The organism is Sphingomonas sp. (assembly GCF_017744835.1).
In the GTDB taxonomy this organism is placed as follows: Bacteria; Pseudomonadota; Alphaproteobacteria; order Sphingomonadales; family Sphingomonadaceae; genus Sphingomonas.
The window spans coordinates 138803-153622 of record NZ_JAGIAM010000006.1 but is presented as its reverse complement, the minus strand read 5'-3'; the positions used below and the strand labels follow the sequence as shown (position 1 = coordinate 153622).

The 14820-nt window shown below is 67.8% G+C and carries 13 protein-coding genes and 1 tRNA gene; 4 read left to right on the top strand and 10 right to left on the bottom strand.

Annotated features, from left to right (window positions below; translation table 11 throughout):
* Position 1 precedes the first annotated feature (1 nt).
* Positions 2-1015 (bottom strand): cupin-like domain-containing protein, encoded by a 1014-nt coding sequence (locus J7500_RS16725; protein ID WP_294063119.1) that lies wholly within the window; start codon positions 1013-1015, stop codon positions 2-4.
* A 244-nt stretch (positions 1016-1259) separates the two neighbouring features.
* Between J7500_RS16725 and J7500_RS16720 the strand changes: the two genes are divergently transcribed.
* Complete coding sequence (locus tag J7500_RS16720; protein WP_294063118.1) at positions 1260-3365, top strand: glycoside hydrolase 43 family protein; 2106 nt, start codon at positions 1260-1262, stop codon at positions 3363-3365.
* Positions 3366-3472: 107 nt separating this feature from the next.
* Here the strand turns inward: J7500_RS16720 and J7500_RS16715 are convergent, their stop codons facing one another.
* Positions 3473-5545, bottom strand: a complete 2073-nt coding sequence (locus J7500_RS16715; RefSeq protein ID WP_294063117.1) for an alpha-L-arabinofuranosidase C-terminal domain-containing protein — start codon at positions 5543-5545, stop codon at positions 3473-3475.
* 192 nt (positions 5546-5737) lie between these two features.
* Between J7500_RS16715 and J7500_RS16710 the strand changes: the two genes are divergently transcribed.
* Positions 5738-6814: an alpha/beta hydrolase-fold protein gene (locus tag J7500_RS16710; protein WP_294063116.1), complete on the top strand. Its 1077-nt coding sequence runs from the start codon at positions 5738-5740 to the stop codon at positions 6812-6814.
* The gene (locus tag J7500_RS16705) at positions 6811-8709 is read left to right on the top strand and encodes an NPCBM/NEW2 domain-containing protein (protein ID WP_294063115.1); all 1899 of its coding nucleotides are present in this window, start codon (positions 6811-6813) and stop codon (positions 8707-8709) included. The genes J7500_RS16710 and J7500_RS16705 overlap by 4 nt, the downstream gene beginning before the upstream one ends.
* Here the strand turns inward: J7500_RS16705 and J7500_RS16700 are convergent.
* The 3 genes from J7500_RS16700 to J7500_RS16690 all read right to left on the bottom strand — a co-directional run bounded on the left by J7500_RS16700 (position 8706) and on the right by J7500_RS16690 (position 10156).
* Positions 8706-9440 (bottom strand): FadR/GntR family transcriptional regulator, encoded by a 735-nt coding sequence (locus J7500_RS16700; RefSeq protein ID WP_294063114.1) that lies wholly within the window; start codon positions 9438-9440, stop codon positions 8706-8708. The two genes, J7500_RS16705 and J7500_RS16700, sit on opposite strands and share 4 nt — an antisense overlap.
* 291 nt (positions 9441-9731) lie before the next feature.
* On the bottom strand, positions 9732-9932 hold the full coding sequence (locus J7500_RS16695; protein WP_294063112.1) for a hypothetical protein: 201 nt from the start codon (positions 9930-9932) through the stop codon (positions 9732-9734).
* A gap of 148 nt (positions 9933-10080) precedes the next feature.
* A tRNA-Ala gene (locus J7500_RS16690) sits at positions 10081-10156 on the bottom strand.
* Positions 10157-10362: 206 nt separating this feature from the next.
* On the opposite strand from J7500_RS16690, the gene J7500_RS16685 reads away from it, so the two are divergent.
* Positions 10363-11364 (top strand): DUF2171 domain-containing protein, encoded by a 1002-nt coding sequence (locus tag J7500_RS16685; RefSeq protein ID WP_367112990.1) that lies wholly within the window; start codon positions 10363-10365, stop codon positions 11362-11364.
* Positions 11365-11426: 62 nt separating this feature from the next.
* Here J7500_RS16685 and J7500_RS16680 read toward each other — a convergent pair whose 3' ends face one another.
* From J7500_RS16680 to murC, 5 genes are all read right to left on the bottom strand, one after another.
* Positions 11427-12380: an alpha/beta hydrolase gene (locus tag J7500_RS16680; protein WP_294063111.1), complete on the bottom strand. Its 954-nt coding sequence runs from the start codon at positions 12378-12380 to the stop codon at positions 11427-11429.
* Positions 12377-12586 (bottom strand): helix-turn-helix transcriptional regulator, encoded by a 210-nt coding sequence (locus J7500_RS16675; RefSeq protein WP_294063110.1) that lies wholly within the window; start codon positions 12584-12586, stop codon positions 12377-12379. The genes J7500_RS16680 and J7500_RS16675 overlap by 4 nt, the downstream gene beginning before the upstream one ends.
* Positions 12586-12990 (bottom strand): hypothetical protein, encoded by a 405-nt coding sequence (locus J7500_RS16670; protein ID WP_294063109.1) that lies wholly within the window; start codon positions 12988-12990, stop codon positions 12586-12588. The genes J7500_RS16675 and J7500_RS16670 overlap by 1 nt, the downstream gene beginning before the upstream one ends.
* 100 nt (positions 12991-13090) lie before the next feature.
* Positions 13091-13285: a hypothetical protein gene (locus J7500_RS16665; RefSeq protein ID WP_294063108.1), complete on the bottom strand. Its 195-nt coding sequence runs from the start codon at positions 13283-13285 to the stop codon at positions 13091-13093.
* Positions 13286-13374: 89 nt separating this feature from the next.
* A complete protein-coding gene (gene murC / locus J7500_RS16660; RefSeq protein WP_294063107.1) occupies positions 13375-14772 on the bottom strand; it encodes a Mur ligase family protein in 1398 nt (465 codons plus the stop codon).
* Positions 14773-14820 lie beyond the last annotated feature (48 nt).

Here is a 14820-nt window from a genome sequence, read left to right as displayed (position 1 = left end):
CCTATCGCTTGAGCTCGTCCACCAGATAGGCCTTCACGTTCCTGGCCGTCTCCGGCGTCATCTCGCCCAGCGCGCCGCGGCCCTGCGGCGGCAGATGCGCGACGGCGTCATGGCCCGCGCCGAAGACATAGTGATCGAACCAGGCGCGCCAGATCTGGCGCTCGTGCGCCGGAAGGTCGCGCACGGTCATGATCGCGTGCGCGAGCGCCTTGAAGGGAGAGCCCTGCCACGGCTTGTCGATGAGATCCCACCAGTAATTGGCGAGCACGTTGACCGGATCGAGCGCCTCGACATGGTGCCACCACATATAGGGGATGAAGATCGCGTCCCCCGGCTCCAGATCGGCGGTTTCGGCGGTCTCGAGCGCCTCGGCGAAGCGCGGATATCGCTCGAGATCGGGTTCGCGCAGGTCGACCATGCTGACCGGCGGCCCGGCGAAAGTGAAATCGAACGGACCGACATAGAGGTTGCGGACCTGCTCGGGCGGGAAAAGCGTGAAGCGGCGGCGCCCGCCGACGACGACCGCGACATTCTCCGACATGTCGAAGTGCGTCGAGACGGTCGCCCGGTTGCCGATCCACAGCCGCGCGACGGCACCGTCGCCGACGATGTCGGTGGCATTGTCGCGCGAGAACTCGGGGAAATTCTCGCAGACGGGTATCGCGCCGGCATAGAAGGTGGCGGGTTCGGCCTCGTCCTTCATCGCCAGCAGCGCGGCGAGAAGCTCGGCCGGCGGCGCCATGCGCTGCTGATAATTGAAGCCCCGCATGTCCTCGCGGTACCAGAACTTGCCCTTGATCTGGGGCGGCCCGAGGAAGGTGGGCGTGGGCCTGCCGATGTCGAAGGTCCGCAGATAGTCGCAGAGCGCCTCGGGCGATTCACGCCCCGCGCGGACCGCGGGCCAATCGGCCGCGACGCCGCGCAGCACGGCGGGTTTCCTCAGCGGCGCGATTTCGGAGCGAAAGCGCGCGCGGTCGAGATTGTGCCATTCACGCACCTTTTGAAAGTCCCGCATCTCGATCCCGCTCGCTCCCAATTCGACGGAGTCCTTCCTGAGGGCCTAATCGGTTTTTCCCAAGAGTCGACCGCGCGATCGGGCTCGGCTCGCGCCCGATTACCGATTGACTCGACCATTTTTTACTCGGACAAATTCGATGAGAGAAGGGGCGTTCCAGGGCCGGGCTGCAGTTCGCGCCGCAATCCCGATCGAATAGCAGGAGGGGAAGATCCGATTCCGTAACTATGCGGCCCTGGCGCTGGTGCCGCTCGCCGCCTCGTCGCTCTGCCTCGCATCGCAGGCCGCCGCGCAGACGCCGCAAACGAGCTGGGCGCCCGACAACGGCAACGGGACCTTCACCAATCCCTTGTTCGCCGAGGAGTTTTCGGACCCGGACGTGATCCGCGTCGGCGACGATTATTATATGACCGGCACGACGATGCACGTCATGCCGGGCCTTCCGGTGCTGCATTCCAAGGACCTCGTGAACTGGCGGCTGCTCGGCTATGTCTTCGACCGGCTCGACCTGGGTCCCGACTATCGGCTGGAGGGCGGCAAGGAGACCTATGGCCAGGGCATCTGGGCGCCGGCCATCCGCTATCACAACGGCACCTTCTACATCTTCTCGAACATCAACCACCGCGGGCTGCAGATCTTCAGCGCCACCAATCCGGCGGGGCCGTGGACGCATCGCTCGCTGCCCGGGCCGGCGCACGACGTATCGGTGCTGTTCGACGACGACGGCCGGATTTACGCGGTGCACGGCTATGACGAAGTCAAGCTGAGCGAGTTGAAGCCCGATCTGAGCGGCTTCATCGAAGGCAGCGAGCGGACGATCATCCCCGCCGGCAACGCGATGGGCGAGGGCCATCACTTCTACAAGATCGACGGCCGCTACTACATCATCAGCGCCAACTACTCCCCGGTCGGCCGCATGACCGCGGCACGCGCCGACCGACCGGAGGGTCCCTATGAAACGGTGACGATCAGCGCGCGCGAGACCATGGGGCAGCAGCGCGGCGCGTGGCTCACCGACAACGGGCTCGGCAAGGCGCTGCCCGGCCCCGGCGCGAAGCTCGCGATCGCGGGGCCGCCGACGCCCGATTTCGCCGGCGCGGTGCCGCTGCACCAGGGGGGCATCGTCGAGCTGCCCAATGGCGACTGGTGGGGCTGGTCGATGATGGACCGAAAGTCGATGGGTCGCACGACCTATCTGTCGCCGGTCACCTGGAAGGACGGCTGGCCCTATTTCGGGCTGCCAGGCAACCTCGGACGCAGCCCGGTGACCTGGCTCAAGCCGGCGACGGGCGCGGATCAGAAGCCGGCCCCGACCTGGCAGCACAGCGACGACTTCTCGGGGCCCAAGCTCCAGCCCATTTGGCAATGGAACCACGTGCCGGACGACAGCAGATGGTCGCTCCGTGCGCGGCGCGGCTATCTGCGGCTGGGGACCCTTCCCGCCCCGCATTTCCTGCTGGCGCGGAACAGCCTGACCCAGCGCGCGGTCTGGCCCGAATCGGTCGCGACCGTGCAGATCGACGCCCGCGGACTCAAGGACGGCGACTATGCGGGCCTTGCGCTGCTCAACGTGCCGTTCGCGACGCTCGGCGTGGTGCGCGACGGTGCGGGGTACCGCCTGCGCTTCTACGACCAGCTGGCCGACAAAACGCTCGAGGAGCCGCTGGCCGGCCCGGTCCTCCAGTTGCGCGTCGCCGGCGACTTCGATCGCGAGACCGCACGCTTCAGCGTGAGCAGTGACGGCAAGGCGTTCAGGTCGATCGGCGGGGAGCTCCGCACCGCCTATCAGCTCAAGACCTTCCAGGGCGTGCGCTACGCCCTGTTCGCCTTCAACGAGAAGGGTCGCGCCGGCGGCTACGCCGATTTCGACTCCTTCCGGCTGGACCAGCCGCTGGCCGACCGCAGCCATAACCTGCCGCTCGGCAAGGTCGTGACGATACGGAACCTGGCCAATGGCGAGCTCGCCTGGGCCAGTCCGCACGGAATGCTGCACGGCACGGGCGCGGCATCGCAGGAGGCGGCGAAGGGCGGAATTCGCTTCCGCGTCCACGATCGCGGCCAGGGGCGCGTCGCGCTCGAATCGGCCGACGGGCGCGGGTTCCTGACAGTGGTGGGCGAAGGCCTGTCGGCGGACGTGCGGCTGATGCCGGCGGAGAGCGCAGCCAGCCTCTTCCAATGGCAGGACCTGCTGCGCGGCGAGTTCATGCTGCTGTCGTTGCGCACCAACCGCTATGTCGGCATCGATCCCGGCACCGGCGAGCCCTATGCCGCCGACTGGCCCGGCGCCGCCGCCGACCGGCGCAACGGCACGGTGTTCCAATGGCAGGAGCCGGCCCCCGGCTCCGATTGAAGCCGAACGTCATTTGAGCGGACGCGGTTCGACCGGCGTCCGCTCGTCCTGCCATGGCAGGAATGGCAGCCCCCGCGCGGCGGCCGATCCGCCGCGCGGGGCTCCGCTCATTCGGCCACGGGGTATTCGAATATCGCCGTGGAGATCGGGGGGACGGTCAGCGCGCCGCCGAGCGCCGGCACCGCGCCCTGCTCGATCGTCACGCCGGCGGGCTGGCCCACCTTGTTCTCGGTGTCCACCGACTTGCCGGTCAGCAGCCAGCGCACGCCCTTGCCCCGCACCTTGAGGCTGCGCAGGTCGACCGCGAAGCGCTGCGGCTCGTAGGTCGCATTGGTCACGGCGATGCGCAGCCGCTTTCCGTCGGCGCTCAGCCCCGCGATCACGTCGAGCGGCCAGGTCGGGCTGCCGGCGTTGACCTTGGGATGGTCGAAGCCGACCGGGTAGTGCGGATCGGGCTGGGGCACGTTGCCGTCGACGCCGAGCGGAATCGTGCCCGCTCCGAAGTGCTCGCCGAAGAGCTTGAAGACCATGCCCGTCGTGTTGAGCACCGATGCGGTGGGGGTGATGTCCATCGTCGAGGCGCCGGTGGTGAAGGCGCTCATCTTCAGGAAATCGGTGTGCCGCAGCATCTCCTGCATCACCATCGAATAGGCGAGCGCGTTCTTGAGCGTCGGCTTGCCGAAATAGGCATATTCGTCGATCGACAGGAAGATCTTGCGCTCGCCGATCGCGGGGAAGCGCTGCGCGTAGATCTTCCACTCCTCGGCCTTCATGCGGACCTGGTTGGAGGGCGAGCGCGCATATTCGATCAGCTCGGCGTCGGCGGGTGCGCCGGGGCGCTCCTCGGGCCGATCGTACCAATGCTCGCTGATGCCGTCGAAGGTACCCATTGCCTTGGCGAAGAAGCCGCCGGTCCAGTCCTCCTCGGTACCGAACTTGTGCTGGATGCTCTCGAGCGAAGCATTCTCCTTTAGGTCGCGCGGCTTGAGCTGATCGGGCATCGCGCCCGAGGCGATCAGCGTGATCGACGGATCGACGGCGCGCATCCGCTCGGCGAACTCGCGGTGCTTGATCATGTAATAGTCGAGGCTGGTCTTGCCGATCTGCCACCAGCCATAGGGCTCGTTGCCGATGTTCCAGAACTTGACCCCATAGGGCTGGGCATGGCCGTTGGCGGCGCGCTTCGCGCCCCATTCGCTGGTCGCCGCTCCGTTCAGATACTCGACTTCCTCGGCTGCCGAATTGGCGTCGCCGAGGCCGGCATTGACCGTCACATAAGGCTCGACGCCGAGAATCCGGGTCAAGTCCATCCACTCGTCCATGCCGATGTCGTTGGGCTGCATCGCGCTCCAGGCATGGTCGAACATCGGCGCGCGCTTGTCGCGCGGGCCGAGCGCGCCGTGCCAATCCCAGTTGGACAGGAAGTTGCCGCCCGGCAGGCGCCAAAAGCCGGAATTGAGCGATTTCGCGATCGCGGTCGTGTCGGCGCGCCAGCCGTTGATATTGTCGGCGGGCATCAGCGACACCGCTCCGACGCGGAACCGGCCCTGGCCCGTGCCGGTGATCTCCAGCTTGGCGTCGGCCGAATCGGCCGCGGGGGTAAATTCGAACGCGACGCGCTTCCAGCCTGCGCCGGGCGCCGGAAGGGCGATCGTCTGGCGGTCGCCTGCCCCTGCGCCCCAGACCAGCGAGACCTCGACGCGTGCGCCGGCGTCGCCCGAAAGCCAGAGCGAGCCCGCATACCGCTTCCCGCGCGCCACGCCGATGCCTGATTGCGACAGCCCCTTTGGCGCCGCACCCACCGATACGCTCGGGCTCTGCGCGCCGACGAAGGGATCGCGCGGGTCCATCGTGACGGCATCGTCGCCGCCGATCGGGCGCCATTTGCGATAGGAAATGCCGGGACGCCCCTCCGCATTGGGCGGCGGTGAGACGTCCTTGGCCTCCGCCACGACCGGATAATAGAATTTGCGGTCGTCGAGCATCTCGGCCCAGAGCATGCGCGCCACCAGGCTGCCGATCGGCTCGACGAACATGCCATAGGCATGGCGCGTGACCGGCGCCGAGCGCTTGGCGCCGTCAATGGTGACGCGGACGCCCTGCGCCAGCGCCGCGGGCGCCATCCCTTGGGCCGCCAAGATGAACGCGAGTCCTCCCGCTGCCGTGCCGAAACGCGTCATTATACCCCCTTCGGATATTTTATTACTCCGACCAGTCTAAAGCGCTGCGGAACGATCCGCTACCCCTGCCGTCGCCACCGTCAGAGAGCATTTCCGTTGGACGAGCAATGTTGGGCGGTTGACTCGCCCTCGATTAAACCGACAAATGAACCAAATCGCGGGCAGGACCGCGACCCTGGGGAGGATTCGAGCATGATGACCAAATCGGCACGCTTGCTGCGCGCAGCGTCGTGGGCGCTGCTTGCCGCCGCGCTGCCTGCGGCCGCACAGGTCGCCACGAAGGCGCCGCCGCCCGTGCCGGGCGCAAGGCCGGTCACCACGGAATGGATCAAGGTCCACGCCCCGACGATCGAAGGCAACCTCGAGGGGGAATCGGCGGATCGCGACGTGCTGGTGCTGCTTCCGCCGGATTATGCGAAGAACCCCCGCAAGCGCTATCCCGTTGTCTACGCGCTCCACGGCTATTCGATCGGCGCGAAGCAATGGACCACGGAGATCCACGTCCCCCAGACCGCCGAAGGCGGCCTCGCCCGGAGCGGACGGGAGATGATCATCGTCTTCCCCGACAGCAAGACCGTCCATAACGGATCGATGTACTCGAGCTCGGTGACCACCGGCGATTTCGAATCCTTCATCGCCGACGATCTGGTCCGCTACATCGATGCGCACTACCGGACCCTGCCGAAGCGCGAGAGCCGCGGCCTCGCGGGCCATTCGATGGGGGGCTATGGCACTGCCCGCATCGGAATGAAGCACGCCGACGTGTTCGGCGCGATCTACATGATGAGCCCCTGCTGCCTCTCGCCCCGCGATTCCGGCCAGTTCGACGCGGCAACCGGCGCGAAGCTCGAGAAGCTCAAGTCGATCGAGGAAGCGACCACGCTCGGCTGGGGCGAACGTGCACAGCTCGCGACCGCCGCCGCCTGGTCGCCGAATCCCAAGAACCCGCCACTTTTCCTCGACCTCCCGGTCAAAGACGGCGTCGTGCAGCCGCAGGTGCTGGCGAAATGGGCAGCCAATGCCCCGCTCGCCTTCGTCGACCAATATGTCGGCAACCTGCGCCGCTATCGCGCAATCGGGCTCGACGTGGGCGACCGCGACGGCCTGAAGGGCGATGCGGTCAAGCTCCACGAAACGCTCGATCGCTATGGTATCGCCAACAGCTTCGAGATCTATTCGGGCGATCATACGAGCGACGTCGCGACGCGTTTCCAGGATCATGTGATCCCGTTCTTCGCGAAAAACCTGGTGTTCGAGGCGCGCAAGTGAAGCGCGCAGCCTTCGCCGCGCTGCTCGCGGCTTCGTCCCTCGCACTCGCCTCGCCCGCGGCCGCGCAGTCCGATCCCCTGGCCCCGACCGGCCAATGGAGCGTCTATTCGGGCGGCGCCGCCCAGCTGCCGCCGATGGGCTGGAACAGCTGGAACGCCTTTGCGCTCGATATCAGCGAGGCGAAGCTCCTGGGATCCGCCGAAGCGATCGTCGACTCAGGCCTCGCGGCCAAGGGCTATCGCTACATCAATATCGACGAAGGCTGGTGGGCGCGCCGCGACGCCGACGGGCGGCTGGTGATCCGGACCGACAAATTCCCGTCCGCGCGCCAGACCGGCGGGCGGACCAGCTTCCGCGCGCTGACCGACAAGCTCCACGCGATGGGGCTCAAGGCCGGCATCTACTCGGACATCGGCCGGAACAGCTGCGGCCAGATCCACAGCGACGACAAGGCGAACCTGCCGAGTGGCACCGTCGCCGAGCGCGAGGTCGGCCTCTACGGCCATGTCGACCAGGATATCGGGCTCTATTTCGGCGAGTGGGGCTTCGACCTGATCAAGGTCGACGCCTGCGGCATCCGCGGCCTGCCGGCGGACGCGCCCAAGGTCGTGTCGGGCGAGTTCCGCGCGCTTCCTCCGCTGGTCGACAGCGGCTCGCTCGGGCGGACCAATATCGCGGGCACCAAGGCGCTCTACACCCAGGTCGCCCGCGCGCTCGAGCGCGCCAATCCGGACAATGACTTCATCTTCTCGCTGTGCCTCTGGGGCGCAGCCGACGTGCGCTCGTGGGCGCGCGAGATAGCGAGCACGTCGCGCACCAGCGAGGACATATTCCCGATCTGGGGGCGGATGCTCCACAACATGGACACGGCACTCCGCCGTCCGCTCTATGCGCATCCGGGCTCGTGGAACGATCCCGACATGCTCTACATCGGCGCCGGCGACTTCGACGCGCGCCACCTCACCGAGGCGCGCTCGCACTTCAGCCTCTGGGCGATGCTCAACGCACCGCTGATCATCGGCTATGACCTGCGCACCGCTGCCCCCGAGCTGATGGCGATCCTCGGCAAGCCCGAAGTGATCGCGCTCAATCAGGATCCCGCGGGAAACCAGGCGGTGCTCGCCTATGATTCCGACGATGTCGACATTCTGGTGAAGACGCTCGCGAACGGCGAAAAGGCCGTCGCGGTGCTCAATCGCACCTCGGAGCCGGTTTCGGCCACGCTCACCGCGGCCCATCTCAAATTCGCGGCCGATGCGGACATCGCGCTCACCGACCTGTGGAGCGGCGAGGCCAGGCGGTTCCGCGACCGCCAGGAGCTAAAGCTCGCACCGCACGAGACGCTGCTGTTCCGCGTCAAGGGCAGCCGGTTGCTCGCGGACGGGCATTATCTTTCCGAAATGCCCGGCAGCGTGAACCCCGCGGTCGACGGCGTCGTCGCTCCCGAGGTCGATCCGCTCGTCCACCGCGCCATCCTTCCCTGGGCGGGCACGCGGGTGACGCGCGAGGGGCCACGCTATGGAGGCTGGGGCGGCGCCCAGGCGGACAGCACGCCCTATTCCGAGCAGCTGGGCATCGCCGGCCGCCGCTTCGATACCGGGATCGGCGTGCTTGCCAATTCGCGTCTGGAAGTCCGCAATGCCGGCTATCGGCGCTTCACCGCGCTGGTCGGCGTCGACGATTCGGCGCGCGACAGGAGCCAGCCGGTCACCTTCGAGGTCTATGCCGACGGCAGGCTCGTCACGCGCTCGCGCCCGATGCGCTTCGGCGAGGCGCCTGCGCCGCTCGCGGCGGACGTCGCGGGCGCCAAGCTGGTCGAGCTGGTAGCGAGGACCCCGGGCGCGCCGCGCTTTCCCGATCCGGTCACCTGGGCCGAGGCGGCCTTGCGGCGCTAGAACGAGGAGTTGGTGTCCTCGAGCGCAAGGTCGACAAGGACACGCATGGCGTCACTGGCGGCATCGGCATCGCCTGCGGCGATCGCGTCAAAGACGCGGACGTGGTCGGGAAGCGGGTCGCGCGGCAGCGAGCGCGCGCGCTGCTTGAACTGCGTCGTCCAGTTCACGGCCGCGCCGATGCTCGCGCTGAGTGCGATCAGCGCGCTGTTGTGCGTCGCCTGGAGCAGCGCGTCGTGGAAATCGCGATCGGCGGCGCGCCCTGCTTCGGTCGCAAGCGTGAAGCGTCGCATCTTCGCCAACGCGTCCTTCATCAGCTTGAGATCAGCCTTTTCGCGACGCTCCGCGGCGAGACGCGCGGCCGAGGGTTCGACGATAGCGCGCAGCTCGAAAAGGTCGCGGACGAAAGCCGGATCGGGCTCGCCCGAGAATGCCCAGGCCAGAACCACGGGATCGAGCATGTTCCAGCGGCTGCGCGGCAGCACGCGCGTCCCTGCCTTGGGGCGACTTTCGACCAGCCCCTTGGCGGTGAGCACCTGTACCGCCTCGCGATAAGCGCTGCGAGACACGTCGAGTGCCTCCGAATTCTCGACTTCGCCGGTCAGCCGTTCGCCGGGCGCGATCTGGCCAGAGACGATGGCGGTGCCGAGATAATGCGCCACCGCGCCGCGCAGGCGTCGTCCAGAGCCCTTCGGAGCGGGCGTCTGGCCGTCGGCGCTCAATTCCCCGAGCACTAGCGCCTTCCCCTCCTCCGATGCCATCCGGCCGCTTCCCCTTATCCGAGCTAGGCGCGCCTTATCAGCGACTGGACGACGCATGCAAGTTGCGTAGCCCGTCGCGCAAAATGGTGGCGCCGAATTGGCGCTGATGCCGCGATCATGCGGGAAGAGAAGCGTCGCTCCGGCAAAGAGGCCGAATCCGGATCGGTCTTTACCATTACGTCCGATTTGGCCAGTTCGAGCACCGCACCTCAAATCCGCAGCGGAACGGCCGACGGGGCTGAAACGCGGCGGCCGCCCGCTGAATCATCCCTTCGGCGTGACCCAGACCGATACCGGCACCACCACCTTTCCCGGTGCGGGCTTGCCCACCTCCACGCGGTCGGCCTTGACCAATTCACCCGTCTCCAGGTTGAAGGATGCCCAGGGCTTGGGCATGCGCCCGAACGACATCTTCTGGATCGGCTGGCCGGTGGTCGAGTTCATGATCGTGGCAATGATCGGCATACCGGTGCGTTACCCAGCTGCCTGGAGGCCTGTCCATCGCGCCCGGACAGATTGCTGTGGACGATCGGGCCGACGCGGCGCGTTAGCCGCAGCCGATCTTATGGCCGGACCCGAAAATTCGAAAAAATGGGATAAAATCAATGGCGGCTGGTGGAGCTGAGGGGAATCGAACCCCTGACCTCTGCAGTGCGATTGCAGCGCTCTCCCATCTGAGCTACAGCCCCGCCGCCGGTCCCCGGGTGGCCCCGGGAGGCGCACCCATTAGCCCCAGCCGATGCACGATGCAACTGGCTTGTGCGGCGTCGCCTACATCGCCGGAAGTGCCGCAAATGCGACGAATTTCGGAACTCCGCCCCGGCCTCGCTCGCTGATCCCGCGAGGCGCCGCGCCCTCGCGCGTGCGCCATCAGGAACGCAGATCAGGAGAGAGGATGATGGACGACCGTAACGACCGCTGGGGCGCGCGCGACTATGAGCGCAGCACCCCCAGCCCCGACTATACGCGGGATTACGGCTCGGGCCGCGACTATAGCTACTCGAACGCGCGCGACTATGCCGCCGCGGGCGAGCTCGGCTACGGCCGCGAACGCCAGGACCAGGGCCGCAGCACGCCCAGCTATCGCGACGATTCGTGGCGCGGGCGCAGCGACTATGGCGCGCAGGATTATGGCGCGCGCGACTATGACCGCGGCGCCTGGGACCGCGACCGCTATCAGCGCGGCAGCGACCGCGGCTGGGGCGAGCGCATGCGCGGCTATGCCGGCTATGGCGCAGCCGCCGGCGGAACGCGCGGCCAGGGCGAGCGCGCCGGCCAGGACGACGACCGCGGCTTCCTCGAGCGCGCCGGCGACGAGGTCCGCTCGTGGTTCGGCGACGAGGAGGCCGAGCGCCGCCGCGAGATGGACCAGCGCTACGACGACCGCATGGCGCGCTCCGAGCGCCGGCGCGACACGTCGCCGCACGACGATCATTATCGCAGCTGGCGCAGCGAGCGGATCGCCGAGCTCGACCGCGACTATGACGAATATCGCCGCGAGAACGCACAGCGCTTCCACAACGAGTTCAGCAGCTGGCGCACCGAGCGCCAGGGCCAGCGCGACTGCCTGCGCCGGGTGAGCGAGCATATGGAAGTGGTGGGCTCCGACGGCAGCCATGTCGGCACCGTCGACAAGGTCCGCGGCGACCGGATCCTGCTCACCAAGAGCGATCCCGAGGCAGGCGGCCATCACCATTCGATCCCATCGCGCTGGATCGATTCGGTCGACGACCAGGTGAAGCTGCGCAAGACCGCCGACGAGGCGCAGGCGCATTGGCGCGACGAGGAGCGCTCGGGCGCCTTCTTCGGCGAGCAGGGCGAGACCAAGCGCGCCGAGGAGCGGCAGGACTGGTCGAGCGAGCACAATCTCAACCGGAGCTTCTCCGGCACCTATTGAGGCCGGAGCAACAGCACGCAGGCGGTACTAGGCCCGGGGTCGTTCCCGGGCCCTTTTTTTGCTCAGTCGGCGAGGAAGGCCGCGAGTGCCCTGGCAAAGGCGGCGGGCTGGTCGAGCATCACGAAATGGCCGCTGTCGCCGACGTCGACGAAGCGGACATGCGGCGCCTTGGCATATTCGCCGCGATAAAAGGCCTCGGCACGCTCGCGCGGCAGCCGCGCGCTCCACGGATAGACGAGCGTGATCGGCGTCGTGATCGCCGCCATTTCGGGACGCAGATCGGTGGTCGCATCCTCGTAGAAGGCGCGCGCCGAGACGCGCGGATCGGCGGCGAGAATCCATTTGGCGACCTGCGCCTGGGCCGCAGGCGTGGCCGCCTGGGTCGCCGCGACCTGCGCGGCAGCGGCCGGGTCGCGCGGCTTGCCATGCTCGGCAGCCATCCGGTCGCGCATCGTCGCGGCCATCGGCTCGATCGCCGCCACCGTCGCACCCGGCGCGAAGATCGTGCCCACCCAGGGCAGCGCATCGACCACCATCAGCCGGCCGACGTCCTGCGGATGCGCCTTGGCGAGCATCAGCCCGGCGAGCCCGCCCATCGAATGGCCGACCACGACGGCGCCCTTCAATTTCTCGCTGGCGACGAGCCGGTGGAGGTCCTCCACCACGCCCGGAAGCACGCCGGGCGCGAGATTGGCGCCGGGATCGTCGCCGCCGAAGCCATTGACCTGCACCAGATAGACGCTGTGCGCGCGCGCGAGCTCGGGCACGACCGTCTCCCACACTGCGCGCGGGCTCGACAGGCCGGGGATCAGAATGACCGCCGGGCCGCTGCCGACGCGCTCGACAGAGATATGGTCCATGGGGATCGGGGCTGCGGCCTGCGCGGGCGAGGCCTGGCGCTCTGCGGCGCGGCCGTCGGTAGCGGAAGCGCAGGCGGCTGCGATCGCCACGGCGATCGCGATCCAGCGGAGGCGGCTGCCGCGGCAGTCGGCGAAGGGAAGCAAACGAGCAATCATTGCGAGACTCCCTTGGAGGGGTTCTGGAAGATGTCTTCGATCGCGAGGCCGAAGACGTCGGCGATCTTGAAGGCGAGCGGGAGCGAGGGATCGTAGCGGCCGGTCTCGATCGCGTTCACGCTCTGACGTGACACCTCGAGCCGTTCGGCCAGGTCCTGCTGGCTCCAGGCGCGCTCGGCGCGCAGCACGCGGAGGCGATTGTTCATTACGCCGCCCTCCGCGCCAGTGCGGTGTTGACGCACGCGCCGAGCCCGAGCCCCGCGAACCACACGATCGGCCAGACATAAGCGACGACGTGCGGCACCAGCTCGAAGCCCTCGAGGAAGCCCCAGATCGTCGAGGCGGCGAGCGCCACGCCGGTGGCGATCAGCAGCTGTCGGATCTGGACCGCGCGCAGATATTCATCGCTCTCGATCAGCAGATAATGACCCATCGCGACAAAGAAGCCGGTCACTGGCAGCGCCGGCAGCACGCCGACGACATAAGCGAGCGGGCCCGAGACGAGCTGCCGCGACAGGAGATAGACCGCGCCGAACAGCAGCAGGGCATAGAGGACGCTGAGCAACAGCACGGTACGGTTGTAGCGCCGCTGGGCAGGAGAGAAGGCCATGTAAAGCTCCCTTTCGAATCAGACAAGGACGCTTTACACATCTCGGCGCTGATATGTCAAGCACGCTTGCCAATGTGGTTGGCATGCTTGACGAACGACGCTAGTGCGCAGCCTTTGAGTGGCCGTCGGGAGGTGGGGGTGGATCGGGATCGGCCTGCCAGCCGCCGTGGCTGCGGATCAGCGGCTTGCCGCAGCCGACGCACCACGAACGGTAAGTGGTGCCGTCGCTCCAGGCGAGCCGACGACTGCGGTGATGCTTGCCACGCACGCACTGGAAAAGCTGGAGGACTCGCATGACGCCTCCCGTCTCCCTCCGCCGGTCGGGAGGGTGGAGGCGCGATGATGCCATGTTGCGGAATTGTGTCCAGCTGAATCGCTGGCGGTTCAGCGGCCTAGCTGTCCCACCATGTCCGCGGCGAGCAAGCTCAGCGTGTCGTCGCGCGCGCCCATCACGACAATGCGGTCGCCGGGCCGCGCCTCCGCGACCAGATGCGCCGCGGCTGCCGCGCGCTCGGGGATGTGGAGCGCCCTGCGTCCGGTGGCGGCGACGTCGGCGACGATGTCGGCGCTGGTGACCTCACGCGACACCGTGCCGCCGTGGTAGACGGGGTCTGGGAGCACCAGCAGATCGTCGGCGCCGAGCTTCTCGGCGAACATCGCCACCAGCTCGCGCCGCATCACCTTGAGCGGGCCATAGCCGTGGGGCTGGAAGAGCAGCAGCAGCCGGCCCGGGAAGGCGTGGAGCGTGTCGAGCGTCGCGGCGATCTTGTCGGGGTTGTGCCCGAAATCGTCGATCACGGCGACGCTACCGGCCTCGCCGACCAGCTCGAAGCGGCGCTTGAGCCCGACGAAACCCTCGATCGCACGCGCCGCCTCGTCGAGCGGCACGCCCGCGGCGCGGACCGCGCCGATCGCCGCCAGCGCGTTCGAGACATTGTGGCGGCCGGGCACCTGGAGATTGACGCGCAACGGCGCCCCGCCCTTCTCGACCAGGCCGAAGCCGATGCCGAAGCGCTGCTCCTTGAGGTCGCGCGCGATGAGGTCGGCCTCGCCTTCGATCGCGAAGGTGAGCAGCCGATCGGCGGGCAGCGTCATCGCCAGGGCGGCGCCCTCGCCATTGTCGAGGTTGACCACGGCGGTGCCCGCCTTTGCGATGAAGGTGCGGAACAGGTCGCGCAGCTCGTCCATCGACTTGTGGTCGAGGCTGACGTTGTTGAGCACCGCGACCGCCGGCCGGTAGAGCGCGATCGAGCCGTCGCTCTCGTCGACTTCGCTGACGAAGGCGCCGCTCTCGCCCACCAGCGCGCTGGCGAAGGGGGCGTCGGGGGTGGCGAAATTCTTCATCACCGCGCCGTTCATCACCGTCGGGTCGCGACCGGTGGCGTGGAGGATCCAGCCGATCATGCCGGTGACGGTCGACTTGCCGCTGGTGCCCGCGACGCCGATCGAGAGCGGCGCGGCGTTGAACAGCGTGGCGAGCAGCTCGGCGCGCGACATGCGCTCCGCGCCGACGCGCTCGGCTGCGACGATGTCGGGCACGCTCGCCTCGACCGCGGCCGAAGCGACGACGATCTGGTCGCCCGAGACGACGCCGCTGCCGTCCTGCGCGAAGAGCGCGATGCCGCGGCGCTTGAGGTAATCGAACTTGGCGGGGAGCTTGGCCTGGTCGAGGCTGCGGTCCGATCCGGCGACGGTGGCGCCCTGGCCGGCGAGGATCATGGCCAGCGGCATCATGCCCGATCCGCCTATGCCGACGAAGAAGTAAGGTTTGCCGTGGTGCATCGCTGCGCGCTATCGGCGGATTCCGCGGGAGGGGCAAGGCATTGCCCG